We start from the raw sequence: 25,844 nt of genomic DNA, 5'->3' as shown, positions 1-25,844 counted from the left end.
ATTACATGGTGTGGGTTGGCCGCGTGGAATTCAGCGCACCACCAAGCAGGGTCTCGATCTTGAGCTTGGTCTGCTTGCCGGCTTCCTCGGCATTGAACTCGATACCGACCCCCTGGTTACGGTTGTTATTGGCACCGGCCGGCGTAATCCACACCACTTTGCCCGGCACCGCCAGCTTCTGGCCATCATCCAGCAGGGTCAGCAGCAGGAAGACCTCGTCACCGAGGTTGTAACTGCGGGTGGTCGGCACAAAGATGCCGCCATTGCGCAAAAAAGGCATATAGGCCGCGTACAGGGCGCTGCGCTCGCGAATGCTCAGCGACAGCACTCCGGGGCGGCCGGCGGTTTCTTTAGGGTCCAGCGTGGTGTCCATGTCTCTACCGTCTTATCGTGTTCTGAACGCTTTGAGGTAAACCATCAGCAAGGCTTCCAGCTGCAGCCGCGTGACCAGTGTGTGCTGGCCAAACGGCACCAGCAGCTGCAGTTCGCGCTGACAGTTCATTAAAGCATGAATATCCAGCCGCGGCAGCAGGCCCTGCATCAGCCCAGCCAGGGCCGGATAGTAGCGAACCTTGCCGCCCAAATGCAGGCTGGCCAGGTCGTGCTGCCACTTGCCCAGCCACTGCAGCGCCATCTCCAGCGGCAGCTTGTGCTTGTCGATCAGCTCGGCCTGTTGCATCAGGCTGCTCATCGAAGTTTGTGCGAGGCCGCTGACAAACTGCTTGCGCACACCGGCCAGCTGCTCGTCGTAGTCGAACAAGGGCATGCCGCCGTGAAAGGCCAGCTCGGCCTCCGCCTCGGGGATCTGCTGCTTGTGCACCCAGGCCAGCGCCACCGCAGCATCAGGCCAGTGCAGCGGAAACTGGCGGCAACGGCTCTTGATGGTCGGCAGCAGCCGTTGTGGCGCATCGCTGACCAGCACGAACACCACATCGGCCGGCGGCTCTTCCAACACCTTGAGCAAGGCGTTGGCCGCAGCCGGATTCAGCGACTCGGCCGGCTCGACCACCACCACGCGTTTGCCGCCACGATGCGCCGACAGATGGGCAAACTCGATGATCTCGCGCACGCTGTCGATCTTGATCACCGGCAGACGGCGCTTGGCAGCCTTGCCCTTCTCTTCGTCTTCGGGCTCGTCCTGCAAGGGGGTCAGCAGGCGGAAATCCGGATGGCTGCCGGCAGCAAACCAGCGGCAGGCCTGACACTGGCCACAAGCCTGATGGTCATACGCCGGGCTGTCGCACAGCAGCGCCGCCGCAATCGCACGGGCAAATGCCTGCTTGCCGATGCCGGCCGGGCCGGTCAGCAACCAGGCATTCGGCAGCCGTTCAAAATTGGCGGCCAACCTTTGCCAGTCCTGCTGCTGCCACGGATACAGCATTATTCGGCAGCCTGCAGGGCCGCCAGACGCGCGGCCAGTTGCTGCTGGATGCCGGCAACATCGCCGGTGGCATCCACCACAAAAAAGCGCTCAGGGTTGGCCGCAGCGCGCGCGAGGTAGACATCACGCACGCGCTGGTGGAAGTCTTCGCGCTCGCGCTCGAAACGGTCCGGCAGACGGCTGTGGCTCAGACGCTGCTGCGATACCGCCAGCGGCACATCAAGCAGAATGGTCAGATCCGGCTGCAGGCCCTGCTGCACCCAGTCTTCCAGCATGGCGATACGCTTGGCCGGTACACCACGACCACCGCCCTGATAGGCGTAAGTCGCATCGGTAAAACGGTCGCTGACCACCCAGCGCCCCATCGCCAGCGCCGGGCGAATCACCGAGGACAACAGCTCTTGACGGCTGGCAAACATCAGCAGGGTTTCGGTATCCAGCGTGGCATCAGTATCGACGTCCAGCAGCAGTTCACGCAGTTTCTCGCCCAGCGGCGTACCGCCCGGCTCGCGGGTAAACACGGTATCGACGGCGTTGGCCGCCAGCCATTCACGGATGAATGTCATGTGCGTGGTCTTGCCCGCACCATCGAGTCCTTCCAGCGTGATGAAGCGCGCTTTGGACATCATGAACCTTTCTTCAAGATAAATTGGCGGACGGCGGCATTGTGCTCGTCCAGCGTTTCCGAGAACTGGGAGGTGCCATCACCGCGCGCGACAAAGTACAGTGCCTTGCTCTGCGCTGGTTTCGCGGCCGCATCCAGTGCCGCGCGGCTGACCAGCGCGATCGGAGTCGGCGTCAGCCCGCCACGGGTATAGGTGTTGTAAGGAGTATCGCGACGCAGGCCTTCCTTGCCGATACGGCCCTGATAGCGACTGCCCATGCCGTAGATCACCGCCGGATCGGTCTGCAGGCGCATACCGATTTTCAGACGGTTGACAAAGACGCTGGCTACCATCGGCCGCTCGCTTTCCTGTGCGGTTTCTTTTTCGATCAGGCTGGCCATGATCAACAGCTCGTAAGGCGTCTGGTAAGGCAGATCGGCGGCGCGGGTCTGCCACACGGTTTCCAGCTGCTGCATCAGGGTATCATTGGCGCGGCGCAGCACTTCCAGATCGGAGCTGCCGGGCAGATAGAAATAGGTACTCGGGAAGAACAAGCCCTCGGCCTTGCCCTGGCTGATGCCCAGCTCGGCCAGGATGCGCTCTTCTCTCCAGTTGGCGGTGTCCTGCTTCAGATCATCCTCGCGACGCAAAGCCTCGCGGAACTGGCGGAAAGTCCAGCCTTCGATGATGGTGATGCTACCCTGATCCGGGTGGCCATCACGAAAACGCACCAGATACTGCCACATCGCGGTGCTGCCGCTGAACTGGTACAAGCCGGCCTTGAGTTTGCGGTCGCTGCCGATCAGGCGCGAGATCGCCACCATTACCGTGCTGCTGCGAATCGCGCCATCGGCTTCGAGCGTGCGCGCCAATTGGCTCATCGTGCGGTTGGCTGCCACGCTGACCGTGTACGGATTGGCCGGCGGTGCTACCGGTACCACCACCACCCAGGCCAGCCATACCGCCAGCAACAGCATCAGGGCCGCCAAGGCGCGGCCGAAAATTCTTAACATAGCATCCCGATTATTGATTGTTCTGGCCTGCCCTGCAGGCAGCCGCGATCATACCATGCAGGCCAGACTCAAGGCACAGGATGCAAGGCAATGCCATAGGCGCAGGCAAGGCCCGCCGACTCGACCGGCAGCACCGGCAACGCCCCCTCGGGCAAGTGCAGTAACCAGGCCTGTTCGCCGGCCAGCCACAGCGGCCAGTCGTCCTCATCCGGCTCGATCTGGCTATCTGCACGGCGCAGCATGGCACTCAGATCCAGCAGATCGCGATCATCCAGCACCAGCAGGCGCTCGCCGTCCTCAAAGTAGAACTGCCCCTGCTCGTCCAGCAGCGCCAGACGAATGCGGCCAACCTTTATAGCCGGGCTGGCCAGCCAGCCAGCCGGCAAACGCCGCACGCTGTAGGGCGCGGCATCCAGATTCACATACACCCGCTGCGGACCGTTCTGCACAAAATAGCGGCCGTGCTCATCGTGGCCATAATTGCGCACCAGAAAATCCAGCAGGCCGGGATGCTCGATACGCTCGTCCTGCAACCACCACTGCCCGCGTGCGTCCAGCCGCAACCAGCCAAACACCGCCGGGACATTCGGCCATTTCTGCATGGCCGCCAATACCATGGCATCCATCTCAGACTCCTCGCGCATTGCGCAAAACTTCGGCCGGCGGCGTCGCCGTCACCCGCCGCAGCAAAGGCCAACCGGCAAGGCCAACCACCGCGCTGCCACTGAGCATGCCCAGCAGCGGCAACCAGCCATTCAGTGCCAGCGGCAGATTAAACAGCGTCACCGCCACTAGACTGCCAATCGCCATCGCGCCGCCACCGGCCAGCAAGCCGGTCAGCCCGCCCAGCCACAGCAGCTCGGCCAGCACGATGCGTCGCACCTGGCTGTGAGATGCACCCAGCGCACGCAGCAAGGCCACATCGTACAAGCGCTCGTCACGGGTAGCCGCCAGTGCCGCCCACAACACCAGCACCCCGGCCGCCAGCGCCAGCACGAACATCGCCTCGACCGCCATACTCAAGCGTGCAATCACCGACTGCACCTCGCGCACGATCACGCCGATGTCGATGATGGTGACGTTGGGCAGCGCCGCCACCACGCGATTGTTGAACTGCGGCTCGGGCGCCTTGTAGCTGGTGATATAGCTGCTGGCCTGTTGCGCCATCCAGCCACTATTGCCGAGCACAAAGAAATTCGGCCGGAAGCTATCCCACGACACCTCGCGCAAGCTGCCGACTTTCGCGCGCCAGGTCTGGCCGGCGATATCAAACGCCACCTCATCCCCCAGCTTGATGCCCAGCGTCTGCGCCAGCCCTTGCTCCAGCGAGAACGACGGCGTCTTGCTGCCAACAGCCCAGAACTCGCCGCCGACTACACGGTTGCCGGCCGGCAGGCTGTCCTGCCACGACAGGTTGAACTCGCGCTCGGCCAACCGCTTGGCCCGCTCATCCTGATAATCATCGGCCTTCACCGCCTTGCCATTGATGCTCAGCAAACGCGCACGAATCATCGGCGACATTTCCGGTGCCGGCAGGCCGCGCGCCATGAACTGGCCGGCTAGCGCCTGCTGCTGGCCCGCTTGCAGATTGATCAGGAAGGAATCCGGCGCATCAGCCGGCAGGGACTTTTGCCAGGCACCCAGCAAGTCATCACGCACCACGGTCAGTGTCAGCAGGGCCATCAGGCTGACCGCCAATGCGGCAATCTGGATCACCGCCAGCCACGGCCGTCTGGCCAGGTTGGCCGCACCATGCCGCCAGCCCGAAGCCGCCGACAAGCGCACCTTGGCCAGGAGGCGCACCACGCCCCAGGCCAGCAAGCCCACCAGCGCCAGAAAGGCCAACAGCGCCAGCATCAGCTGGCCGGCAACGCTCGCCTCACCAATCTGCCACACCCCCAGCCCCAACAGCGCCACGATGGCAAGCAGCGGGGCAAACAGCGAGCGGCTATCGGCCGGCACATCGGCACGCAACACCGCCATCGCAGGCACGCGGCGCAAGGCCAACAGTGGCGGCAGCGCAAAACCGGCCAGCAGGATCAGCGCCGACAGCGGGCCACTGGCCCAGGCCAGCAAACCGGGCATCGGCAAGCCTTCACCCAGCCATTGCCGCCCCAGCCACAGCAATAACTGCTGCACGCCAAAGCCGGCCAGCGTGCCGGCGATACCCGCCAGCAAGCCCAGCCACAACAACAGACTGCCCCAGGTCAGCGCAATCTCGCCCGAGCTTTGCCCCAGCGCACGCATCACCGCCACACTCTGCCAGTGCCGCGCCAGATAACGGCGGGTCGCCAGCGCCACGGCGGCGGCCGACAACATCACCGTCAGGAGTGCGGTCAGCCCGAGAAAACGTCGCGCGCGCTCCAGCGCCGACTTCACTTCGGGGCGCGCTTCCTCGATGTTTTCCAGCCGCGCATTGCTGCCCAGTTGCGGTTTGAGCCAGGCCTGATAACGATTGATCGCCGACTCATCGCCCGCCAGCATCAGCCGGTAGCGGATACGGCTGCCCGGCTGCACCAGCCCGGTGGCGCCAAGGTCGGCCTGATTCAACATCAGCCGTGGCACAAAGTTGTAGAGGTCGATCGCGCCATCCGGCTCGCGCAGCAATTCGCCACTCAGCTGCAAGCGGCTATTGCCGACGGTCAGGCTGTCGCCCAGTCGCAAACCCAGCTTCTGCATCAGCCGGCTATCGGCCCACACTTCGCCGGCAGCCGGCCGCATCACGCCCTCGCGCTCGCCTGCGGCCAACCTGACGCGCACCATGCCGCGCAGGGGATAGCCATCACTGACGGCCTTGTAAGTCGCCAGGGTGGCTTGGCCATTAGCCACCGCCATCGACGGGAAGCTCAAGGCCTCGGCCTGTTTCAGATTCAGCCGCGCAGCCTCGGCCTGCCAGCGGCTGTCAGGCGCCTTATTGCTGTTGACCACCAGATCGGCAGCCAGCAGCTGGCTGGCCTGACGGCGCAAGGCCTGTTCGATACGGTCGGAAAACAGCGCCACGCTGCTCATCGCCGCCACGGCCACCAGCAAGGCCAACAGCAGCACGGTCAGCTCGCCGGATTTGAGCTCGCGCCATAACAGGCGCGCACTCATGCGTACCGCGCCGGCCTTCATGCTGCGGCCTCGGCCAGTACACCCGCTGTCAGCCTATGCACGCTCTGGCAACGGCTGGCCAGCTGGCTGTCGTGCGTCACCAGCACCAAGGCGGTGCCATGCTCGGCATTCAGCTCGAACAAGAGATCGATGATCTGCTGGCCGGTGGTCGGGTCCAGATTGCCGGTCGGCTCGTCGGCAAACAGCAAGGTTGGCCGCAACACAAAGGCTCGCGCCAGCGCCACGCGCTGTTGTTCGCCACCGGACAGATGGCGCGGATAGTGGCCAAGACGATGGCCCAGGCCGACGCGCTCCAGCATCGCGATGGCCTGCTGCCGTGCATCGCTGCGTCCGGCCAGCTCCAGCGGCAGCATCACGTTTTCCAGCGCGGTGAATTGCGGCATCAGCTGAAAGTTCTGGAACACGAAACCCACGCGCTCGCGCCGCAACAGCGCACGCGCATCCTCGCCCAGCTGGCTCAGGGCCTTGCCATCCAGCCAGACTTCGCCACTGCTGGCGACATCCAGCCCGGCCAGCAGCGACAGCAGCGTGGACTTGCCGCTGCCCGAGGCACCGATGATGGCGACGGTCTCGCCGGCGAGCACTTCGAGGCTGGCCTCTTGCAGGATTTGCAGGCGCTGGCCGTGATAATCTACCTGCCGTTGCAGAGCCTGCGCTTTCAGCAGGACGTTTTTTTGCGGAGAAGAATTCATGCTGTATCGCTGCCTTGTTATCTGTCTTGTGATGTTGGCCGCACCGCTGGCGCAGGCAGCCAAAGTCGTGGTGTTTGGCGACAGCCTGTCGGCGGCTTATGGTCTGCGCACCGAACAGGGCTGGGTCAGCCTGTTGCAACAAAATCTGGGGCCGAAACATCAGGTCATCAATGCCAGCCTGACTGGCGAAACCACCGCCGGTGGCCTTGCCCGTCTGCCGGCAGTACTCAAACAGCACCGGCCTGACATTTTGGTGCTAGAGCTGGGCGGCAATGATGGCCTGCGCGGCCTGCCTTTGCCGGCCATGCAGCAAAACCTGCTGCAGATGAGCCGGCTGGCCGAAAAAAGCGGCAGCAAGGTACTGCTGGTCGGCATGGCCTTGCCGCTGAATTATGGCCCCGACTACGGCAACAAGTTCCGCAAGGTTTATGAAGATGTATCCCGTCAGGGCAAGTGGCCGCTGGTGCCTTTGCTGGTAGCCGGCTTCGAGACCGATCTGTCGCAATTCCAGCCGGATGGCATTCATCCGGTCGCTGCCGCCCAGCCGAAAATACTGCAGAATGTGCTGCCGGCATTAGCTCGCTTATTGCCGAAAAAGTAAACGTACAGGCTGTTTTGTTTTCAGAACGATGCGTTTCTTTCATGATCTGCCAATAGCAATAAATATGCTTTAGTCTTGCGGATGGGAGCCTTTCCCATCCGGCACACCCTCGCCGGCCCACCTCTTCCCACAAGGAAACATCATGTTGGCCGCCATCGCCCCAGCGCTGGGACGTCAGTTCATCACCCCGTTTCGCGGCTTGCCCGCCTCTGTTTACATCCAGGTTGTCGCCACCCTGATCAACACCATGGGTGGTATTGCCAAGCTGTTTTTACCGCTGTATTTCCTCGAACGCTACCAGCTGTCCTACAGCCATATCGGCTTGCTGATGGGCTGTTATGGTGGCGGCTGTCTGGCCGGTGCCTATTTTGGCGGCGTGCTGTCTGACCGCGTCGACAGCCGCAAACTGTGTGGCCGGCTGCTGGCCGCCAGTGGTGTGCTGACCGCCTCGCTCGCCCTGCCCTTGCCGGTATGGGCCTTTATCCCGCTATTGCTGCTGACCGGCCTCGTCGATGGTGCCTTCCGCCCCGGCAATATGCGTCTGGTGCTGGAGCCATGCAGTCACGAGCAACGTCCGACCGCGCAAGGCTTGCAACGCATCGCCTTCAACCTTGGCACCTCGCTGGCCGGCATTACCGGCGGCCTGCTGGCGGTTTACGGCTATCACTGGGTTTTTGTCGCGCAAGGCATCAGCAGTGTGCTGGCCTGTTGCTGGATGAGCTGGGCCTACCGTCGCCAGACAGCTGGCCAGTCACCGCAGCATCACGCCACACCGGCCCACCCGGCCGGCGACAGCCCTGCTGCGGCCAAGCTTGCCGCCGGCTCGCCGTGGCAAGACCGCTCGTTCTTGGTGTTCATCGCCGGGCTGATGCTGATCATCGCGGTGTTTGACCAGATGTATGGCACGCTGGGCATCTTCCTGCGCGAAGCCTATGCACTGGGCCCGCAGTGGATCGGTTATCTGTTCACCCTCAACGGCCTGATGGTGGTGGCGCTGCAGGTGTGGATTGCGCGACGGGTGCAACGCTGGGGCCTGCGCCTGAGCTCGCATCTTGGCGTGCTGTTTACCGGCTGCAGCTTTCTGCTGCTGAATCTGGGCAGCGGGCCATTGTGGGCGATCTTGTGCATGCTGGTGCTGACCATAGGCGAGCTGTTGCTGTCGCCAACCTGGAGCACCATCGTGATGCAGCATTCCGAAGGCCGCCAGCGCGGACGTTATCTGGGCATCTACTCTGCCGCCTGGAGCGGGCGCACCCTGTACGCTCCGGCGCTGGGCACCTGGGCCTATGGCGCGATGGGCGGACATTGGCTGTGGATAGCCTGCGCCGTCATCGCAGTGCTGACCGTACTGATCCAGCACAAGGCACTTGGCCGCATGCTCGCCAAGGCCTGAGCAGCGTGCACAAGAAAGCGGCATGACAATTGTCATGCCGCTTTTGCATGCTGCCCGCGCGTGAAATGACATCCGTAAAATTCATGCCAGCCATGTTTTATGCAAATTCATTGCCAAAAAGCCACAAGTTTTCAGCCATCAAGACACAGCAATTCTTAACAATTCAGCAATAAACATCTCATCTCTGCTATACCTTTTGCGGTCTGGCATCAGGCAAGACCAACAAAACAATATGCAGGAGAATAGAAGATGAAAATGAAACTGGCCCTGGCTTCACTGGCAGTGATGTGTGCCTTCGGCAGCGCCCACGCTGCCGATATGAGCAAGACCTTGCGCGTCGCCTTCGTCGCACCGGAAACCGGCTTCGACCCGGCCAAGGTATCCGACAACTACTCGGCCGCCATCAACGAGAATATTTTCGACTCGCTGGTTACCTACGACTATCTGGCTCGTCCGGCCAAGATCATCCCGAATACCCTGACGGCCATGCCGGCCATCTCGGCCGATGGCAAGGTTTACACCTTCAAGATCAAGCCGGGCATCTACTTCTCGCCTGACGCTGCCTTCGCTGGCAAAAAGCGCGAGCTGACCGCCGAAGATTACGCTTTCTCGATCAAGCGCCATCTCGACCCGACCATCAATTCGCCATGGAGCTATCTGGTTGACGGCAAATTCGTCGGCGCCAATGAGCTGGTGAAGACCGCCAACAAGGGCAAGCTGAACTACGATGCGCCGGTTGAGGGCATCAAGGCACTCGACAAGTACACCCTGCAGCTGACGCTGACCGATACCAACTTCAACTTCCTGCCGATTCTGGCTATGCCGGCCTTCGGCGCGGTGGCGCGTGAGGTGATCGAATCCACCAGCAATACCAATGCCAAGCCGGTCGGCACCGGCCCGTATGCACTGAAAGAATGGAAACCGGGCAGCAAGATCGTACTCGAAGCCAACCCTAACTACCGCAAAGTGGTGCAGAACGGCAAAACCCTGCCGGTAGTTGGCCGCGTTGATATCACCGTGATGGAAGAAGAACAGCCACGCTGGTTATCCTTCCTCAACAAGCAACTCGACCTGACCGCCATCCCGCAAGTAGCGCTGATGGATGCACTGAATATCGACCCGCAAAACCCGCTGAATGTCAGCCTGAAGCCGGAGCTGGCCAAGCAGGGCATGCAGCTGCAACGCCTGAAGCAGCTGGAAGTGACTTACACCTTCTTCAACATGGATGATCCGGTAGTCGGCGGTTACACCAATGACAAGATCGCCCTGCGCCGCGCCATTGCCATGGCCTTCCCGCGCAACGAGACCATTGCCAAAATCCGCCGTGGCCAGGCCGTACCGGTCAGCTACATCGTGCCGGATGGTGTGGCTGGTCATAATCCGAAGTTCAATGGCCAGGTCAAGTTTGATCCGGCTGCGGCCAACGCCCTGCTCGACAAGTTCGGCTACAAGATCGGCCCGGACGGCTTCCGCATGCAACCTAACGGCAAGCCACTGTCTATCGAGCGCGCCAGCGGTGCCAGCGCCATTGACAAGCAATGGAATGAATACTGGCAGAAGTCGTTCGACAGCCTGAAGATCAAGCTGACTTACAAGACCGCCAAATGGAACGAGCTGAACAAGGAAAACCGCGCCGGCAAGCTGCAGATGTGGGGCCTGGCCTGGGGTGCCGACTATCCGGATGGTGAAAACTTCATGCAATTGCTGTACGGCAAGAACAGCGGCGACGCCAACTCGGCCTTCTTCAAGAATGCCGAATACGACCGCCTGTTCGAACAGTCGCTCAAGCTGCCGAACGGTGCCGAGCGCAGCAAGCTGTACGATCGCATGAACCAGATCGTTGTCGCCCAGCAGCCGTGGATCTTCGGTGACACCCGCGTGCCATCGCTGATCTCTCATGGCTATGTGAAAAACTACAAGCAGCACCCGATCATGACTACCGCCTGGCGTTATATCGATCTGCAAAAGTAAGCGGCCACCACAAACAGCTGCTGAAATCTGCCCCAAACCGGGAGGCCTTGCCTCCCGGTTTTTTCTTGCGGCCAACATGGCTGGCATGCTGAAAACACATGCAGCCAATGAGTAATTCAAATCAACAAATCGCCAATTTATTGAAATTAACACTACAAAATATCATTATTATGCATTTATATTTCAAATGATATATCCTCTCGCAGATTGTCAGTCCGACAACCTACAGGGAGTTAAAGATGAAACAAAAAATGGCTGTGATGGCCGCCGCCATCCTGACCGCTTTCGGCACGGCCCATGCCGTCGATATGAACAAGACACTACGCGTCTCATTCGTCGCCCCCGAAACCGGTTTTGACCCAGCCAAGGTCACCGATAGTTACTCGAATATGGTCAATGAAAACATCTTCGACTCGCTGGTGACTTACGACTACACCGCACGCCCGGCCAAGCTGGTCGCCAACACCATTACTGCCATGCCGACCATCTCGGCCGATGGCAAGGTGTATACCTTCAAGATCAAGCCGGGCATCTACTTTGCCGACAATGCAGCCTTTGGCGGCAAGAAGCGTGAACTGACCGCAGAAGACTACGCCTACTCGATCAAGCGTCTGCTGGACCCTAGCCTGTCCTCGCCGTGGAGCTTTCTGGTAGACGGCAAATTCGCCGGTGCCGATGAGGTGGTAAAGGCTGCCGGCAAGGGCAAGCTCAACTACGATGCACCGATTGCCGGTCTGAAAGCGCTGGACAAGTACACGCTACAGATCACCCTGAAAGAAACCAACTTCAACTTCCTGCCGATTCTCGCCATGCCGACCATGGGTGCCGTGGCGCGTGAAGTCATCGAAGCCAACAGCAATACCAATGCCAAGCCGGTCGGCACCGGCCCTTACCTGCTGAAAGAGTGGAAGCCAGGCTCCAGAATCGTGCTGGAAGCCAATCCGAACTTCCGCAAGGTCATGTTCAACGGCAAGGCGCTGCCACTAGTTGGCCGCATCGACATCACCGTGATGGAAGAAGAGCAGCCGCGCTGGCTGGCTTTCGTCAACAAGCAGCTGGACATCACCGGCATCCCGCAGGTTGCCCTGCAACAGGCCCTGGATATCAACCCGGCCAACCCCTTGAGCGCCAAACTCAAGCCAGAGTTTGTCAAACAGGGTATCCAGCTGCAGCGCGTGAAAGATCTGGAAGTCACTTACCAGTTCTTCAATATGAATGACCCGGTAGTGGGTGGTTACACCACCGACAAGATTGCCCTGCGTCGCGCCATCGCCATGGCCTTCCCGCGCAGCGAAACCATTGCCAAGATTCGCCGTGGTCAGGCGGTACCGGTGAATTACATCATTCCGGAAGGCGTTGCCGGCCATAATCCGAAATTCAATGCCCAGGTCAAGTATGACCCGGCTGCGGCCAACGCCTTGCTGGACAAGTTTGGCTACAAGATCGGCAGCAATGGTTTCCGCACCCTGCCAAACGGCAAGCCGCTGGAGATTACCCAGACCACCGGCAGCAGCGCCATCAACAAGCAGTGGGATGAATTCTGGCAGAAGGCATTCGATAGTCTGAAGATCAAGGTAACGTTCAAATCCGGCAAGTGGAACGAACAGATCAAGGAAAACCGTCAGGGCAAGCTCCAGTTCTGGGGCGGTGCCTGGGTTGCCGACTATCCGGATGGCGAAAACTTCATGATGTTGCTGTACGGCAAGAACGCCGGCGACACCAACAATGCCTTCTTCAAGAATGCCGAGTACGACAGCCTGTTCGAACAGAGTCTGAAGCTGCCGCATGGTGCAGCTCGCAACAAGCTGTACGACCGCATGAACCAGATCGTGGTCGGCCAGCAACCGTGGATCTTTGGCGATACCCGTGTGCGCAACCATCTGTCGCACAAGTATGTGAAGAACTACAAGGTGCACCCACTGCTGCAAGCACCGTGGCGTTATGTGGATCTGCAGAAGTAATTCTGCAACCACACTGCAAAAAAACAAAACCCGGCAATCGCCGGGTTTTGTTTTGCGCCTTGACTGCAATGCCGCAGGCAGGAAGCCGTATTACAGATCCTTGGCGTTTTCAGCCAGGTAAGCTGCAACACCGGCGGCATCAGCCTTCATGCCTTTTTTGCCTTTGTTCCAGCCGGCCGGGCACACTTCGCCGTGCTCTTCGGTGAACTGCAGGGCATCAACCATGCGGATCATCTCGTCAACATTACGGCCCAGCGGCAGGTTGTTGACAACCTGATGCTGTACTACGCCAGCCTTGTCGATCAGGAAGGAACCACGGAAAGCCACGCCACCGTCAGCTTCAACGTCATAGGACTTGCACAGTTCGTGCTGGATGTCGGCTACCAGGGTGTAACCCACTTCGCCGATACCGCCCTTTTCTACCGGGGTATTGCGCCATGCAGCATGAGTAAACTGGCTGTCGATGGAGACGCCGATTACTTCAACATTGCGAGCCTTGAACTCGGCCAGGCGGTGATCAAAAGCGATCAGCTCGGACGGGCAAACAAAGGTGAAATCCAGCGGATAGAAGAACACAACTGCATACTTGCCAGCAGTAGCTTCTTTGAAGGAGTAGCTGTCAACGATCTGACCATCACCCAGAACGGCGGAGAAAGTCTTGGAACCATCAAAGAAAGGGGCTTGCTTACCAACCAGTACAGCCATTTGCATCTCCTTTAAAATGAACAGGGACTAAGCCCGATGCGCGAGGTTATAAGGGAATTGCAATTTCTCTGGCCAATTAAAAGTAGCAATTGGCATCATTAAGAAAAGCAATCCAAAGCTAGACACGAGTGCCCGAGCCAAGCCGGCTCATCAGGCCACACAAAGCCTGGGCAATATCATCCAGCGGTAACACCTGACGGGCGGCGCCAATCGCTATCGCCTCCCGCGGCATGCCAAAAACGACGCAACTCGCCTCGTCCTGGGCAATGGTATGACAGCCAAGGTCATACAACTCCTTCATGCCCAAGGCACCATCCTTGCCCATTCCCGTCAGAATGACGGCAACGGCATTATTACCTGCGGTATTGGCAACGGAACGAAACAGCACATCCACGCTAGGCCGGTGCCGGTTGACTGGCGGGCCTTGCGATAATTCGATAATGTAATTGGCACCACTTTTGGCGAGCATCATATGCGAGTGACCCGGCGCGATATAAGCATGCCCCGGCAACACGCGCTCACCATGCTCTGCTTCCTTCACCGACAACTTGCAGTGGTTATCCAGTCGCTTGGCAAAGGAGTTGGTAAACGCCTCAGGCATGTGCTGGGTAACCAGTACTGCCGGAAAATCGGCGGGTAACTTCCCCAGCAAACTATGCAAGGCTTCGGTACCGCCAGTTGACGAGCCGATGGAGACTATCTTTTCTGTTGCGGCCAAGCGGGTAGCAACCCGCTTGGGTAAAACGCTGTCAGCACTCAGCGCGGGGACAACCGGTGCCTCTGTCAGACGTTTCGGGCGGGAAATCGCCGCCGTACGCAACTTCTCGTACAAGGTCTCGGCATACTCTTCCATACTGCGCACTATATCCAGCCGCGGCTTGGCAATCACATCGATGGCACCTAGCTCCAGCGCCCGCAAGGCCGCATCCGACCCGGCAAGTGTCAGCGTCGATATCATTACCACCGGGGTTGGCCGCAAACGCATGAGCTTTTCAAGAAAAGCCAAGCCATCCATGCGTGGCATTTCAATATCCAGAGTAACAACATCCGGGTTTTGCTCGCGAATCACTTCTCGGGCGATAAATGGGTCGCTGGCAGTGCCAACAACCTCCATATCATCAGTTCTGTTGATCAGCTCGGTTAGCAGTTGTCTGATCAGCGCTGAATCATCAACTACCACGACTTTAATTCTGGACATTCCTGCTCGACCTCAATTGCGCTCAGAACAAATCAATAGAACCACCACCATCCTGATGGCGCAGTTTGGAACTGTAATCGCGTTCACGCTGCAGAATGGTATCGTTATGAACAGTTTTGAGTTTTCGCACCATCACACGACCGGTCTGCGGGAAAAAGTAAACTTTTCGAGGGTATATATCCAGCAAGTCCTGAGCCACGACGGGAATCCCCTCCAGTTGCAGGAAATGCCTGACAAAACTGGCGTTCTGCTCGCCCACATTCGAAACCATGAAACCTTGCAAAACCTGACCACCACCAAAAACTTTTGCCTCGAGGCGCTCGCGCCGCCCACCAGCCTTCAAGACACTATTGATCAGGACTTCCATTGCATAAGTGCCATAGCGTGCCGAAGTAGACAACAAATCACCTTCAGACTGCCTGGCATCCGGCAGCATGAAATGATTCATTCCCCCGACACCGGCCTCGGGATCACGAATACAGGCTGATACACAGGACCCCAGCACCGTGACGATCAGCATATTGCTGCCGGTTACAAAAAACTCGCCAGGCAGAATCTTGGCCGCTTCGATATTGAAATGACGGTCATAATAAAGAGTGGGGGCGTTATCAGGCTGAGCGCTCATAAAGACATTCTCAGGCGATAGACCGTTTGCCCGCACGGCGTCCACAGATCACTTACATGCTGCAGATTTTCGGAATGGCCAACAAACAGGCGTCCGTGGGGCTTCATCAATCTGACAAAGCGCTCCAGTAATGTACGCTGAGTTGGTTTATCAAAGTAGATCATGACATTCCTGCAAAAAATCGCATCGAACTTGGTGTCTATCGGCCAGTCATTCGCCAATAAATTGATCTGTTTGAAATCTATGGAGTCGCGCAGTTCGCGGCGTACCTTGACGAGACCAGCCTGACTGCCTTTGCCGCGTAAAAAAAAACGCTGCCGTAAAGACTCGTCCATATCACTGACTCTTTCCAGCGCGTAAACGCCCTGCTTCGCCTTATCCAGCACATTAGTATCAAGATCACTGGCAAGCAGGCTGACTGGAGGACTCAACATCGCAAAACGCTCAACAGCCGTCATCATGATGGAGTATGGCTCCTCACCAGTTGATGAGGCACAGCACCAGATCGATACCTTGCCAGACTTTTCCTGCCACTCAGGCAACTTTTCGGACAAAATGTCAAAGTGATGGGATTCCCGAAAGAACGAAGTCAGATTAGTCGTCAACGCATTAGTGAATAACTCCCACTCATCCGACTCGGGCGATGACTTCAGAAACGCAAGATAACTGGAAAAAGTGGCAAAACCCAATGCTCTTAAACGACGAGCCAGCCGGCTATAAACCATTGGCTTTTTGCTGTCATTCAACTTGATCCCTGCCCGCTCATAAATAAGCTCACAAACAAGCTGGAAGTCGCCATCAAGGAATCTGAATTCGGTATCAGCCAAGAGAACACCTTTTATTCAGTACGACCGGCACCCGGTGCCGGTCGCATGAGTCACTCAAGTTAAAACTCTTCCCACTCGTCCTCATTGCTGCGCGGCGGTGGCAGTTGGCCGCCACCCCTTACTACATTTGGCCTGGAAGGTGCCTCACGAGCCTCAGGCTTTTCGTTACTAATAGCAGCCTTGTTCGTCACAGGCTTCATGGATACGACACTAGCAATCTTGAAGACACTTGCAGCCTTAGCCAAGGCATGAGCCTGCTCCTCGAGACTCTCAGCAGCCGCAGCGGCCTCTTCAACCAAGGCTGCATTTTGCTGAGTAACATCATCCATCTGACTGATCGCATTATTGACCTGCTCGATACCCGAACTCTGCTCGATACTGGCAGCCGAAATTTCCGCCATGATGTCGGTAACACGCTTAACCGCAGTCACAATCTCCTGCATGGTCAGGCCAGCATCATTCACCAGCTTCGCTCCACTCTCGACCTTCTCTACCGAGTCACCGATCAAGGACTTGATATCTTTTGCAGCAGATGCTGATCGCTGAGCCAGATTGCGAACCTCGCTGGCAACAACAGCAAAACCACGCCCCTGCTCACCGGCCCTTGCAGCCTCAACGGCGGCATTGAGCGCAAGAATATTCGTTTGAAACGCAATACCATCAATAACCGAAATAATGTCAACGATCTTCCGCGCGGAAGAGTTGATCTCTTCCATCGTGGTAACGACTTCGTTGACTACACTACCACCCTTGACCGCAATATCACTTGCCCCCTTAGCCAACTGGTTGGCCTGCTTGGCATTTTCAGCGTTCTGCTTAACCGTACTGGTCAGCTCTTCCATGCTCGACGCAGTTTCTTCGAGACTGGCAGCCTGAGTTTCTGTGCGCTGACTCAAGTTCTGGTTGCCAGCAGCGATTTCTCGCGCAGCAACATTAATGGCATCTGTTGCTTCTTTAACGACCCGGATCGGATCAACCATCACCTGCAAGGTCTTGTTCATGCCATCAACAATGCGGCGGAAACCACCATGGTGCTTCGCTGCATCTGCTGAGGCCTCAACACGCCCATCAACAGCCGCCTCAACCAGAAACTCGGCATCATCAATCAAGGCTTTAAGATTCTGACGGACTTGCTCAATGGTCTGATTAATGAAGGCCTTCTTGCCCGGGAATGCCTCTAGCTGGGCATCGAAATTACCTTCACCAAATTCTTTCACGCACGCCATGGTCTTTTTCTTGACTGCAATATGGCCGAGCACCATATCGTTGACGCCCTGCGCCATGGTGCCAAATTCACCCTGGAATTTATTGACATGCATTACCACATCAATCTCACCTTTATCATGCTCGACAGACATATGCTTCATATCCTGGATGAACTCACGCAAAACATTCTGCATTCTGATCATCGCAGCAAGCAGAGAGTCCTCGCTTTTGCCATTTGAGATGATCTCAACAGACAAATCGCCTTTTGAAATCCTGTTTACACATTCAGCGGCATATGCGGGCTCACCACCAAGCATTTTCATCAAAGCTCGGATTATCATCACGCTAATCAAAAGTAGGCCCAAAGCAATAAAGACAGCAAAGGCAACTGTAATAATCAAAGCATTTTCTTGAATATTTTGCGCATCACCAGCGCCAACCTGCGCCAGCTCATGATTGAAGTTAACGAGATTCTCTATGTCTTGACTAGCTTTATTAATTAATGGGCCATGACTATTGATAGTCTCATCGATGGCCAACTGCTGTTGAGCAGCCTTAACCTTTGCAACTGTATCTCTCTTTGCCTGAACAACAGCAAGAACTGACTGTTTTACTGCTTCAAATAGCTTCTTATCCTCGTCGCTAGTAATCGTCTTTTCGTATTCGGCAAGATGTTTGTCAATCTCAACAAACTGTCCATCCAAGCGCTCAATAATTTTTGCCTGAGCTACCGGATCAGGATTGACAGTAATCTCCCATGTCCACGCACGAATATTACCAAAGTGCTCATAAATGCCAGTCATTGATGAAATTGCCGGCACCGTATTAACATTTGCGAAATTGGCGGCCGTATAAACCTGCCTCATTTCGTAAAGGCTGAATCCCATGATTGAGAACAAGCCAAATATCGCTGCAAAAACCAGCAGATATAATCTTTTTGCTACAGACATGAGACTCTCCCTTTCCACCAGACTGGGCAGATAAAGTTCTATGGAAACTTACTGAATCGAAACAGAGCTATCCATCAACTCCATCTCTTTACTTGTTAGCAACTTTTCAATATCGGTAATAATGATCATTCTGTCGTCAACAGTGCCTAGACCTTTCAAATACTGGGTATCAAGCGCACTACCCAACTCTGGCGAAGGGCGAACTTGCTCTGCTGACATGGAGATCACATCAGAAACACCATCAACCACAATGCCTATCACCCTACCAATAACATTCAGAATGATGACAACCGTGAACTGATCATACGTTGGCTGGCCAATATTAAACTTTATACGCAGGTCAACAATAGGTACGATCGTACCGCGAAGATTAATTACACCCTTAATGAAAGGCGGCGTATTTGCAATACTTGTAACCTGGTCGTAACCACGAATTTCTTGAACTTTTAAAATATCAATTCCGTACTCTTCTTTACCCAGAGTAAATACCAAGTACTCGGCACCTTCAGGCAAAGCAATATTTGACGCGAGCTGTTCCACGCTTGACTCCTGCTTATCTGATTCAAATATTTTCAGGCAATTTCTTTTGACTTAGTCGGACAAGAGACTCGACATCAATGATCAGAGCAACTCGTCCATCACCCATGATGGTTGCCCCGGAAATGCCCGGCACTTTCTTGTAATTGGTCTCGAGACTCTTGATGACCACTTGCGACTGCCCTAACAGATCATCAACCAACAATGCTGTTTTGCCTAACTCGGACTCCAGAATGACAAAAAGTCCTCTTTCAACTTCAATACCTATCCGACGCTGGGTTAATGCCTCATTGAGTGTAATAATTGGCAAGTACTCCCCTCTGACATACAGAACAAGTCCCTTGCCGGATATCTGCTTGATATCTCCTGGATTAGGTTGAAGTGACTCGACGATGAATGCCAAAGGAATTACAAAGATATCGCCACCAACATTAATCGCCATACCGTCAAGAATAGCCAGCGTTAGCGGCAGGCGGATCGTCATTGTTGTACCCGCATCGCGAATGGAGTCGATATCGATTCGTCCACCCATACCCTGGATATTTTTCCTGACGACATCCATACCGACCCCGCGCCCGGATACATCAGTTACGACCTCGGCCGTTGAAAAACCGGCCTCAAAAATCAACGGCCAGACTTCCGAATCAGTCATCGAGTCATTTACGGCCATTCCTTGAGCTTTGGCCTTGGCAAGTATCTTTTCACGATTCAAGCCACCACCATCATCAATCACCTGAATAATGATGTTCCCGCCCTGATGAAAGGCTTTCAAGGTCAGCGTACCTTGCTCATCCTTACCCTTGGCTTTCCGCACTTCAGGTGACTCGATACCATGATCCAGACTGTTTCGGACCAAGTGCGTAAGAGGATCAGCTAACCGCTCTATAAGTCCTCGATCCAGCTCAGTATTTTCACCAAAGGTCAGTAGCCTGACTTTTTTGCCAAGCTTATTGGCAGTATCCCTGACTACCCGTGGAAAACGACTGAAAACAGATGATATCGGCATCATCCTGATGGACATCGCAGACTCTTGTAACTCCCGGGTATTTCGTTCGAGCATCGCAATGCCAGCATGCAGGCTTTCAAACTGCGCATTGTCCAGCTGCCCTACCACCTGAGCCAACATTGCCTGGGTAATCACCAACTCACCAACCATATTGATGATCTGATCTACCTTGTCCACGCTTACCCGAATCGATGTGCTGTCCGAGTGCTGGTTTTCCTTGGCTTTTTCAGCGACTACCCGTTTGGCAGGTGCCTTGACGGTTTCAACAGCGGGCAAGACTTCATTCACGACAGGCGTAGTCGGCTCGACAGGAATGAACAGTCCATAACCATCCCCCTCCTCGGCTATTGGCGCGACATCCTTCTTTTCGGTAATCGGCTCGAAAAAACCATACCCCTCATCAGTGCTCGGCTCTGGCAGTGGGTCAAAAAACCCGAAACCAGCATCTTCCTCAGACTCAGCCAAGATCGGGCTCGCAACATCAATTGGCACATCCGACTGGCTTCCCAAGCGATATGCATCAGTCGGAAGCAGGAACTCCAAGCCATCGAGAATAGGAGGCAGCGACAATTGCCACTGGAACTCATATGAAGAAATGCTCGACCATCCGCTATCGAGCAGGTTCTTCGTGGCTATAGCCAGCTGCTCCGCCGCTACCTTGCTTTTATCGATAGTCAGCACAATAGGACTCGAATCTGCAGGTGGGGTGATTTCAAGCGCTTGCAATTTGGCGCAAACAACCCCAGCCAACTGAGCATCCGCCTCACCACCTGACTGATGGGCATGCAGCATATTGGCCAAAGTATCACCTGCCTCAAGGAAGGTATCCACCATGTCCGGACGAAGTTGCAGCGCCCCTTTTCTGACACGATCCAGCTGATTCTCAAGAATATGGGTGACGTCGGTTAAATCAGTAAATCCGAATGTAGCAGCCCCACCCTTGATCGAGTGTGCCGCACGAAAAATGGCGTTCAGGTCTTCCGCATCAGGGCTGCCAACATCAAGCTGCAGCAGCAAAGACTCCATATTAGCGAGATGTTCCGCTGTTTCTTCGAAGAAAACCTGAACAAATTGCGACAGGTCGATACTCATCGACAGCTCCTGACAGGAAGAAGTGCTTTTTTAATTCTGGAAAGTCAGCCGATTACTTTCTTTACAACTTCAAGCAGGCGAGGAGGGTCAAACGGCTTGACCAGCCAGCCTGTCGCACCTGCGGCACGGCCTTGTGCCTTCATTGCATCGCCGGCCTCTGTGGTCAGCATCAGGATAGGGGTAGTCTTGTACTGAGGAAGCTCGCGCAGCGCCTTGATCAGACTCAAGCCATCCATGCCGGGCATATTCTGATCAGTGAGAACCAGATCAACTTGCTGTGACTGGGCGGCACGCAATCCTGCATTTCCATCTGCAGCTTCGACAACCGCGTAACCCGCCGATTTGAGTGTAAAGGCAACCATCTGCCTGATAGACGTAGAGTCATCAACAGTCAGGACTGTTTTGGCCATATTCAACTACCCCAGTTAATTCTGTGTAAACAAGTCAACAATAGCATGCATGGCGAGGTACTCCCAGACCATGTGATGCATACACCATTTTGATGGCTAAATCATAGCTCATACAGATTCTAGCAGAGATGGCATACAGCTCCTTGCAACTCCCCCAAACAATGCACGCTTATCCTGTCTCACTGATAACTTGCGCATGTTTACATCTGTATAGACTCTAGCCATGCGAAACAGATAGTCAAAATTTTTACAGTGGTTAAAATACAAGAAAATAACCCGCATCACATGTGCAACCACGGGAACAAGATGGATACACGACCTGCAGGCCATGACTCGACAGCCACCATAGGCTCTGGATTGCGAGCGTGGATCTTTTGTGATGATGCAGAGCTGTCTGATTCGCTGTCTGAACTGTTAAGCACAGAGCTCAAGTTCACAACCCGTACACACGCCAGAACGGAACCGCTTCCGGCCAATCAGTGGTGTGATCTGGCCATCATTGATGACTCAAGGTCATTCGAAACCGCCCGAATCCTTGCTGATTATCTGCATACAAGCTCACCCAATGGTTACATCCCCATCTACTTTTCCTCTTCTGATCGCACATGGCTTGAGACTGCCAAGACGAGCCTGAGGCCTGGTGAGGATATCCTTGAGCTACCACTGAATACAGAAAACCTGCTCAGACAGTTAGGCATGTCCAGCCTGATCAGCCATCTGATGCACACGCTGGATGACAGCCATAAGGAGCTCGAGCAATTCCGCCTGGCAAATCAAGGCGAGCAAGATCTTGCGTTGCATGTACTGGCCAGATTCAACAAGTCCCCGCAGCCGGATCAGACTCATATTCGCAGCTGGCTTAAGTCGGCAGTCAATCTCAGCGGCGATGTAGCTTGCATCGCCAAGTCACCCGCGGGACAAGACCTGGTCATGCTGGCAGACAGTACCGGTCATGGCTTGGCCGCTGCCATCTGTACGCTGCCTGCAATTGATATTTTTCACAGTCTGAGCCGGCTAGGCGCCGACATTTCGGAAATTGCTTGCTCAATCAATCAGAAGCTATGGGAGACCCTGCCCACCGGCCACTTCGTCGCCGCGGTCATCGCCTCATTTGATCGGGAAACCAGAGTGCTGTCAGTGTGGAATGGCGGGATGCCACTATGCCGCTTTCTGGCTGACGACAGTGCCATGGACTACAACTTTGCATCACGCCACCCACCGCTGGGCACCATTGCCGGCCAGCACTTTGATGCATCCCAGCAACGATATTCACTGCAAGATCAAACCGGCACTTTTCTGATCTGTTCAGATGGCGTGACAGAAGCAAGAGATCCTCGTGGCACTCAATTCTCGGCCGTCGCCCTTGAACAGGCAATTAACAAAATCAGAGGGGCCGACGCCGATTTGGCTGCACGAGTGCTTTCACGACGGCTGGAGTCACATGTCAGTACGCAAAGCTTCAGTGACGATGCTTCACTGATTGCCTTTCGCATACCTGATTATCAATAAAACTTGGCCTGCCCTTGCGGCCGGGTCTTGAATCGCTTGTGCAGCCAGAAGTATTGCTCGGGCATTTCCAGCACGTGCTTTTCAAGAATCTCATTCATTCTGCGCGTATCCGACTCGACATCATCGCTTGGGAATGACTCGAGTGCCGGATAAACATCCAGCACGAAACGTGCGCCGACTCGCCGTGCAATCAGCGGCACCACTTTTGCCTTGGCAATCCCCGCAATACGCGACAAACCGGTAATGGTTGCAGCATCAGTCGCAAAGAACTTCACGAATACCGCATCACGCGGACCGAAATCCTGATCTGGCAGGTACAGGAAGGGGGTATGCTCTTTACGCATGGTCTTGATAATGCTGCGCAAGCTCTCCTGACGCGAAACAATATAGGCATTATCAAAACGGTTTCGGCCTTTGTAGAACTGCGCATCCAGTACCGGGCTCTTCTGCCTTGAATACACACTCACCAGCGGCACCTCCAGATTCAGGCGCAAGGCGCACATTTCGAAGCCGACAAAGTGCGGGTAAAATAGCACCACGTCCTCGCCTTGCTCCCGCAGCCGAGTCAGATTTTCCAGGCCGCGAATCTCAACCAAGTCCCGCAAGCGCTCTTTTGACGCCCACCACACCACACCATACTCGAGCATGCTCTTGACCATCTCGACAAAGTGGCGACGAATCAGGCGCCGGCGCGCCGCTGGCGACATCTCCGGAAAACACAAACGCAAATTGATCAAGCCGACACGGCGCCGCTCGCGCGCCACCGCATAGGCAAACAGACCCAGCGGCCAGGCCAAAGCATGAATAAAAGACAGTGGCAGCCAGTGCAATAACCACAATACGGCAAGAAGCAGTTTCATTATTAATATCTTTTCTACACTACCGGCTCGGGTGCGCCGGACGGTTTCTTGTAACGGTTGTAACTCCACAGGTATTGCTGCGGCCAACGCTGAATCCATGCCTCGACATTGGCATTCAAGACAGCTGCGTCCTGTTCACGCTCGCCGGAGTACTCGCCAATCTGCGGGGCAATATGCACCACAAAACCCTTACCATCCGGCAAGCGCTCGCCGGTAAACCACAGTACGGTGACACCTTTCATCTGTGCCAGCCGGGGCAGCAAAGTCATGGTAAATGCCTGCCGCCCGAAAAACGGTGCCCAAGCCCCCTCACCACTGCCCGGCACCTGGTCCGGCAGAATGATTGTGGCCTGACCTGATTTCAGCGCCTTCATCAGCACCCGCACTCCTGCCCCAGTGGCAGGAGCAGTATTCGCACCGCCTCGTGCACGGCCTTCATTCATCACCGGCTCAAGCCAGCCAAGTTTTGGCGGGCGATACATGGCCGTCAACCCAACCGGCAAACGACTGGCAATATAGCGTCCGGCAATGTCATAACTACCCAGATGCGGCGTGACAAAGATCAGCCCATCATCACGCTGCAAGGCAGCCTCGACATGCGGCCAACCCTGACAATCCACCACCAGCGAATTGATATAGTCCGGCTGTCGGCACCAGGCAATTGCCAGCTCTGTCGCACCTTTGGCAGTCTCTATTGCACTTTGTTTGACGAGCTTATCCAAAAGCTGATAACTTCCAGCGATTTTACTGGTCTCAAGGTTTTCGCGCGTGCGCAGGCGAAAGCGCGGTGAAGTCAGCAGCAAGAGCCTGCCAAACACGCCAGCCAGCCTGTGCAACCATGGCAGAGGCAAGGCCGCCAGCAGTTGCAGACATATTCTTGCAATCCAGGTCATCGAAGTAGGCTTCTGCTACAAAGAAAGCGCGCATTTTACCATCAAAACTCAATGACCATTTTTCGGGAACGGACATAAATGAGCGAATATCTTTTTACCTCTGAATCGGTTTCGGAAGGCCACCCGGACAAGGTTGCTGACCAGATTTCCGATGCCATCCTTGACGCCATCCTGCGTGAAGACAAATACGCGCGCGTGGCCGCCGAGACCCTGGTAAACACCGGTCTGGTGGTACTGGCGGGTGAGATCACCACTACCGCCAATGTCGACTACATCAAGGTTGCCCGCGAAACCATCCAGCGCATCGGCTACGACACTTCCGACCTCGGCTTCGATGCCAAGGGCTGCGCCGTCATGGTTTGCTATGACAAGCAATCGCCGGATATCGCCCAAGGCGTCAACGAAGGTGAAGGTATCGATCTGGACCAGGGTGCTGGCGACCAGGGCCTGATGTTCGGCTATGCCTGCGACGAAACCCCGACCCTGATGCCGTTCCCGATCTACTACGCACACCGTCTGGTGCAACGTCAGGCCGAACTGCGCAAGGATGGCCGCCTGCCATGGCTGCGTCCCGATGCCAAGAGCCAGATTACCTGCGTTTACGATAGCGAAACCGGCCTGCCAAAGCGCATCGACACCGTAGTACTGTCAACCCAGCATAGCCCGGATATCGATTACGAAACCCTGCGCAAGGCTGTGATCGAAGACATCATCAAGCCAGTGCTGCCACCGGAAATGCTGACCGAAGAAACCAAATACCTGATCAACCCGACTGGCCGTTTCGTTATCGGCGGCCCGATGGGCGATTGCGGTCTGACCGGCCGCAAGATCATCGTTGACACCTACGGCGGTGCCGCACCGCACGGTGGTGGTGCCTTCTCCGGCAAAGATCCGTCCAAGGTTGACCGCTCTGCCGCCTACGCTGGCCGTTACGTTGCCAAGAACATCGTGGCTGCCGGCCTGGCGCGCCAGTGCCAGATCCAGATTTCCTACGCCATCGGCGTGGCCGAGCCGACCTCGATCGCTGTGGATACCTTCGGCACCAACAAGATTTCCAACGAGAAGATTGTCGAGCTGGTGAAGCGTCACTTTGATCTGCGTCCGAAAGGCATCGTACAGATGCTGGATCTACTGCGCCCGATCTACGGCAAGTCTGCCGCTTACGGCCACTTCGGTCGTGAAGAGCCGGAATTCACCTGGGAGCGCACCGACAAGGCTGCCGCCCTGCGTGCCGACGCCGGTCTGTAAGCCTTCGTGCTGACAAAAAGCCATCCGCTAGCGGATGGCTTTTTCAT

At 56.1% G+C, this 25,844-nt stretch carries 24 protein-coding genes; 6 read left to right on the top strand and 18 right to left on the bottom strand.

Features of this window, described 5'->3' with window-relative positions; translation table 11 throughout:
• Window position 1: 1 nt before the first annotated feature.
• From ACZ9W6_RS15190 to ACZ9W6_RS15160, 7 genes are all read right to left on the bottom strand, one after another.
• Window positions 2–373 carry a PilZ domain-containing protein gene (locus ACZ9W6_RS15190; RefSeq protein ID WP_465192007.1) on the bottom strand — a complete coding sequence of 124 codons (372 nt, stop codon included), beginning with the start codon at window positions 371–373 and terminating at the stop codon, window positions 2–4.
• A gap of 12 nt (window positions 374–385) precedes the next feature.
• Window positions 386–1,381: a DNA polymerase III subunit delta' gene (gene holB / locus ACZ9W6_RS15185; RefSeq protein WP_465192006.1), complete on the bottom strand. Its 996-nt coding sequence runs from the start codon at window positions 1,379–1,381 to the stop codon at window positions 386–388.
• A complete protein-coding gene (tmk, locus tag ACZ9W6_RS15180; RefSeq protein WP_465192022.1) occupies window positions 1,381–2,007 on the bottom strand; it encodes a dTMP kinase in 627 nt (208 codons plus the stop codon). Before tmk ends, holB begins: the two co-directional genes overlap by 1 nt.
• Window positions 2,007–2,999, bottom strand: a complete 993-nt coding sequence (gene mltG / locus ACZ9W6_RS15175) for an endolytic transglycosylase MltG (protein ID WP_465192005.1) — start codon at window positions 2,997–2,999, stop codon at window positions 2,007–2,009. The genes tmk and mltG overlap by 1 nt, the downstream gene beginning before the upstream one ends.
• A gap of 68 nt (window positions 3,000–3,067) precedes the next feature.
• Window positions 3,068–3,625 (bottom strand): DUF2946 family protein, encoded by a 558-nt coding sequence (locus ACZ9W6_RS15170; RefSeq protein ID WP_465192004.1) that lies wholly within the window; start codon window positions 3,623–3,625, stop codon window positions 3,068–3,070.
• Window position 3,626: 1 nt separating this feature from the next.
• Window positions 3,627–6,113 (bottom strand): ABC transporter permease, encoded by a 2,487-nt coding sequence (locus ACZ9W6_RS15165; RefSeq protein ID WP_465192003.1) that lies wholly within the window; start codon window positions 6,111–6,113, stop codon window positions 3,627–3,629.
• Complete coding sequence (locus tag ACZ9W6_RS15160; RefSeq protein ID WP_465192002.1) at window positions 6,110–6,805, bottom strand: ABC transporter ATP-binding protein; 696 nt, start codon at window positions 6,803–6,805, stop codon at window positions 6,110–6,112. Before ACZ9W6_RS15160 ends, ACZ9W6_RS15165 begins: the two co-directional genes overlap by 4 nt.
• Here ACZ9W6_RS15160 and ACZ9W6_RS15155 point away from each other — a divergent pair.
• The 4 genes from ACZ9W6_RS15155 (at window position 6,804) to ACZ9W6_RS15140 (ending at window position 12,731) form a co-directional block, all read left to right on the top strand.
• Window positions 6,804–7,406: an arylesterase gene (locus ACZ9W6_RS15155; RefSeq protein ID WP_465192001.1), complete on the top strand. Its 603-nt coding sequence runs from the start codon at window positions 6,804–6,806 to the stop codon at window positions 7,404–7,406. The genes ACZ9W6_RS15160 and ACZ9W6_RS15155 overlap by 2 nt on opposite strands.
• A 142-nt stretch (window positions 7,407–7,548) precedes the next feature.
• Entirely contained in the window at window positions 7,549–8,799 is a 1,251-nt protein-coding gene (locus tag ACZ9W6_RS15150; protein ID WP_465192000.1) for an MFS transporter, read from the top strand.
• A gap of 249 nt (window positions 8,800–9,048) precedes the next feature.
• Window positions 9,049–10,770, top strand: a complete 1,722-nt coding sequence (locus ACZ9W6_RS15145) for an ABC transporter substrate-binding protein (protein ID WP_465191999.1) — start codon at window positions 9,049–9,051, stop codon at window positions 10,768–10,770.
• A gap of 239 nt (window positions 10,771–11,009) precedes the next feature.
• Window positions 11,010–12,731 (top strand): ABC transporter substrate-binding protein, encoded by a 1,722-nt coding sequence (locus tag ACZ9W6_RS15140; protein ID WP_465191998.1) that lies wholly within the window; start codon window positions 11,010–11,012, stop codon window positions 12,729–12,731.
• A gap of 90 nt (window positions 12,732–12,821) precedes the next feature.
• Here the strand turns inward: ACZ9W6_RS15140 and ACZ9W6_RS15135 are convergent, their stop codons facing one another.
• The 8 genes from ACZ9W6_RS15135 to ACZ9W6_RS15100 form a co-directional block, all read right to left on the bottom strand.
• The gene (locus tag ACZ9W6_RS15135; protein ID WP_465191997.1) at window positions 12,822–13,436 is read right to left on the bottom strand and encodes a peroxiredoxin; all 615 of its coding nucleotides are present in this window, start codon (window positions 13,434–13,436) and stop codon (window positions 12,822–12,824) included.
• 118 nt (window positions 13,437–13,554) lie between these two features.
• Window positions 13,555–14,634: a protein-glutamate methylesterase/protein-glutamine glutaminase gene (locus ACZ9W6_RS15130; RefSeq protein ID WP_465191996.1), complete on the bottom strand. Its 1,080-nt coding sequence runs from the start codon at window positions 14,632–14,634 to the stop codon at window positions 13,555–13,557.
• A gap of 22 nt (window positions 14,635–14,656) precedes the next feature.
• Entirely contained in the window at window positions 14,657–15,259 is a 603-nt protein-coding gene (gene cheD / locus ACZ9W6_RS15125; RefSeq protein WP_465191995.1) for a chemoreceptor glutamine deamidase CheD, read from the bottom strand.
• Complete coding sequence (locus tag ACZ9W6_RS15120; RefSeq protein WP_465191994.1) at window positions 15,256–16,086, bottom strand: CheR family methyltransferase; 831 nt, start codon at window positions 16,084–16,086, stop codon at window positions 15,256–15,258. Before ACZ9W6_RS15120 ends, cheD begins: the two co-directional genes overlap by 4 nt.
• Window positions 16,087–16,145: 59 nt before the next feature.
• Window positions 16,146–18,242, bottom strand: coding sequence for a methyl-accepting chemotaxis protein (locus tag ACZ9W6_RS15115; RefSeq protein WP_465191993.1), 2,097 nt, complete (start codon window positions 18,240–18,242; stop codon window positions 16,146–16,148).
• A 48-nt stretch (window positions 18,243–18,290) separates the two neighbouring features.
• Window positions 18,291–18,782: a chemotaxis protein CheW gene (locus tag ACZ9W6_RS15110; protein ID WP_465191992.1), complete on the bottom strand. Its 492-nt coding sequence runs from the start codon at window positions 18,780–18,782 to the stop codon at window positions 18,291–18,293.
• Between the two features lie 22 nt (window positions 18,783–18,804).
• Window positions 18,805–20,877, bottom strand: coding sequence for a chemotaxis protein CheW (locus ACZ9W6_RS15105; protein WP_465191991.1), 2,073 nt, complete (start codon window positions 20,875–20,877; stop codon window positions 18,805–18,807).
• A gap of 44 nt (window positions 20,878–20,921) precedes the next feature.
• Window positions 20,922–21,287 carry a response regulator gene (locus tag ACZ9W6_RS15100; protein ID WP_465192021.1) on the bottom strand — a complete coding sequence of 122 codons (366 nt, stop codon included), beginning with the start codon at window positions 21,285–21,287 and terminating at the stop codon, window positions 20,922–20,924.
• Window positions 21,288–21,593: 306 nt separating this feature from the next.
• Between ACZ9W6_RS15100 and ACZ9W6_RS15095 the strand changes: the two genes are divergently transcribed.
• Window positions 21,594–22,796: a PP2C family protein-serine/threonine phosphatase gene (locus tag ACZ9W6_RS15095; protein WP_465191990.1), complete on the top strand. Its 1,203-nt coding sequence runs from the start codon at window positions 21,594–21,596 to the stop codon at window positions 22,794–22,796.
• On the opposite strand, the gene ACZ9W6_RS15090 is transcribed toward ACZ9W6_RS15095, so the two are convergent.
• The 3 genes from ACZ9W6_RS15090 to ACZ9W6_RS15080 are packed head-to-tail and all read right to left on the bottom strand — an operon-like array spanning window position 22,790 to window position 24,625.
• The gene (locus tag ACZ9W6_RS15090) at window positions 22,790–23,656 is read right to left on the bottom strand and encodes a lipid A biosynthesis lauroyl acyltransferase (RefSeq protein ID WP_465191989.1); all 867 of its coding nucleotides are present in this window, start codon (window positions 23,654–23,656) and stop codon (window positions 22,790–22,792) included. The genes ACZ9W6_RS15095 and ACZ9W6_RS15090 overlap by 7 nt on opposite strands.
• Before the next feature lie 14 nt (window positions 23,657–23,670).
• Window positions 23,671–24,492: a lysophospholipid acyltransferase family protein gene (locus ACZ9W6_RS15085; RefSeq protein WP_465192020.1), complete on the bottom strand. Its 822-nt coding sequence runs from the start codon at window positions 24,490–24,492 to the stop codon at window positions 23,671–23,673.
• On the bottom strand, window positions 24,410–24,625 hold the full coding sequence (locus ACZ9W6_RS15080) for a hypothetical protein (RefSeq protein ID WP_465192023.1): 216 nt from the start codon (window positions 24,623–24,625) through the stop codon (window positions 24,410–24,412). Before ACZ9W6_RS15080 ends, ACZ9W6_RS15085 begins: the two co-directional genes overlap by 83 nt.
• 2 nt (window positions 24,626–24,627) lie before the next feature.
• Between ACZ9W6_RS15080 and metK the strand changes: the two genes are divergently transcribed.
• Window positions 24,628–25,797: a methionine adenosyltransferase gene (gene metK, locus ACZ9W6_RS15075; protein WP_465191988.1), complete on the top strand. Its 1,170-nt coding sequence runs from the start codon at window positions 24,628–24,630 to the stop codon at window positions 25,795–25,797.
• Window positions 25,798–25,844 lie beyond the last annotated feature (47 nt).

This window comes from Vogesella lacus (genome assembly GCF_979366295.1).
The sequence above is the reverse complement of the archived record's forward strand: the minus strand, read 5'-3'. Positions and strand labels throughout refer to the sequence as shown.

Coding starts and splice junctions, on each gene's coding strand:
- ACZ9W6_RS15190 (WP_465192007.1), bottom strand. CDS start 373: ATGGACACCACGCTGGACCCTAAAGAAACCGCCGGCCGCCCCGGAGTG.
- holB (WP_465192006.1), bottom strand. CDS start 1,381: ATGCTGTATCCGTGGCAGCAGCAGGACTGGCAAAGGTTGGCCGCCAAT.
- tmk (WP_465192022.1), bottom strand. CDS start 2,007: ATGTCCAAAGCGCGCTTCATCACGCTGGAAGGACTCGATGGTGCGGGC.
- mltG (WP_465192005.1), bottom strand. CDS start 2,999: ATGTTAAGAATTTTCGGCCGCGCCTTGGCGGCCCTGATGCTGTTGCTG.
- ACZ9W6_RS15170 (WP_465192004.1), bottom strand. CDS start 3,625: ATGGATGCCATGGTATTGGCGGCCATGCAGAAATGGCCGAATGTCCCG.
- ACZ9W6_RS15165 (WP_465192003.1), bottom strand. CDS start 6,113: ATGAAGGCCGGCGCGGTACGCATGAGTGCGCGCCTGTTATGGCGCGAG.
- ACZ9W6_RS15155 (WP_465192001.1), top strand. CDS start 6,804: ATGCTGTATCGCTGCCTTGTTATCTGTCTTGTGATGTTGGCCGCACCG.
- ACZ9W6_RS15160 (WP_465192002.1), bottom strand. CDS start 6,805: ATGAATTCTTCTCCGCAAAAAAACGTCCTGCTGAAAGCGCAGGCTCTG.
- ACZ9W6_RS15150 (WP_465192000.1), top strand. CDS start 7,549: ATGTTGGCCGCCATCGCCCCAGCGCTGGGACGTCAGTTCATCACCCCG.
- ACZ9W6_RS15145 (WP_465191999.1), top strand. CDS start 9,049: ATGAAAATGAAACTGGCCCTGGCTTCACTGGCAGTGATGTGTGCCTTC.
- ACZ9W6_RS15140 (WP_465191998.1), top strand. CDS start 11,010: ATGAAACAAAAAATGGCTGTGATGGCCGCCGCCATCCTGACCGCTTTC.
- ACZ9W6_RS15135 (WP_465191997.1), bottom strand. CDS start 13,436: ATGGCTGTACTGGTTGGTAAGCAAGCCCCTTTCTTTGATGGTTCCAAG.
- ACZ9W6_RS15130 (WP_465191996.1), bottom strand. CDS start 14,634: ATGTCCAGAATTAAAGTCGTGGTAGTTGATGATTCAGCGCTGATCAGA.
- cheD (WP_465191995.1), bottom strand. CDS start 15,259: ATGAGCGCTCAGCCTGATAACGCCCCCACTCTTTATTATGACCGTCAT.
- ACZ9W6_RS15115 (WP_465191993.1), bottom strand. CDS start 18,242: ATGTCTGTAGCAAAAAGATTATATCTGCTGGTTTTTGCAGCGATATTT.
- ACZ9W6_RS15105 (WP_465191991.1), bottom strand. CDS start 20,877: ATGAGTATCGACCTGTCGCAATTTGTTCAGGTTTTCTTCGAAGAAACA.
- ACZ9W6_RS15100 (WP_465192021.1), bottom strand. CDS start 21,287: ATGGCCAAAACAGTCCTGACTGTTGATGACTCTACGTCTATCAGGCAG.
- ACZ9W6_RS15095 (WP_465191990.1), top strand. CDS start 21,594: ATGGATACACGACCTGCAGGCCATGACTCGACAGCCACCATAGGCTCT.
- ACZ9W6_RS15090 (WP_465191989.1), bottom strand. CDS start 23,656: ATGAAACTGCTTCTTGCCGTATTGTGGTTATTGCACTGGCTGCCACTG.
- ACZ9W6_RS15080 (WP_465192023.1), bottom strand. CDS start 24,625: ATGTCCGTTCCCGAAAAATGGTCATTGAGTTTTGATGGTAAAATGCGC.
- metK (WP_465191988.1), top strand. CDS start 24,628: ATGAGCGAATATCTTTTTACCTCTGAATCGGTTTCGGAAGGCCACCCG.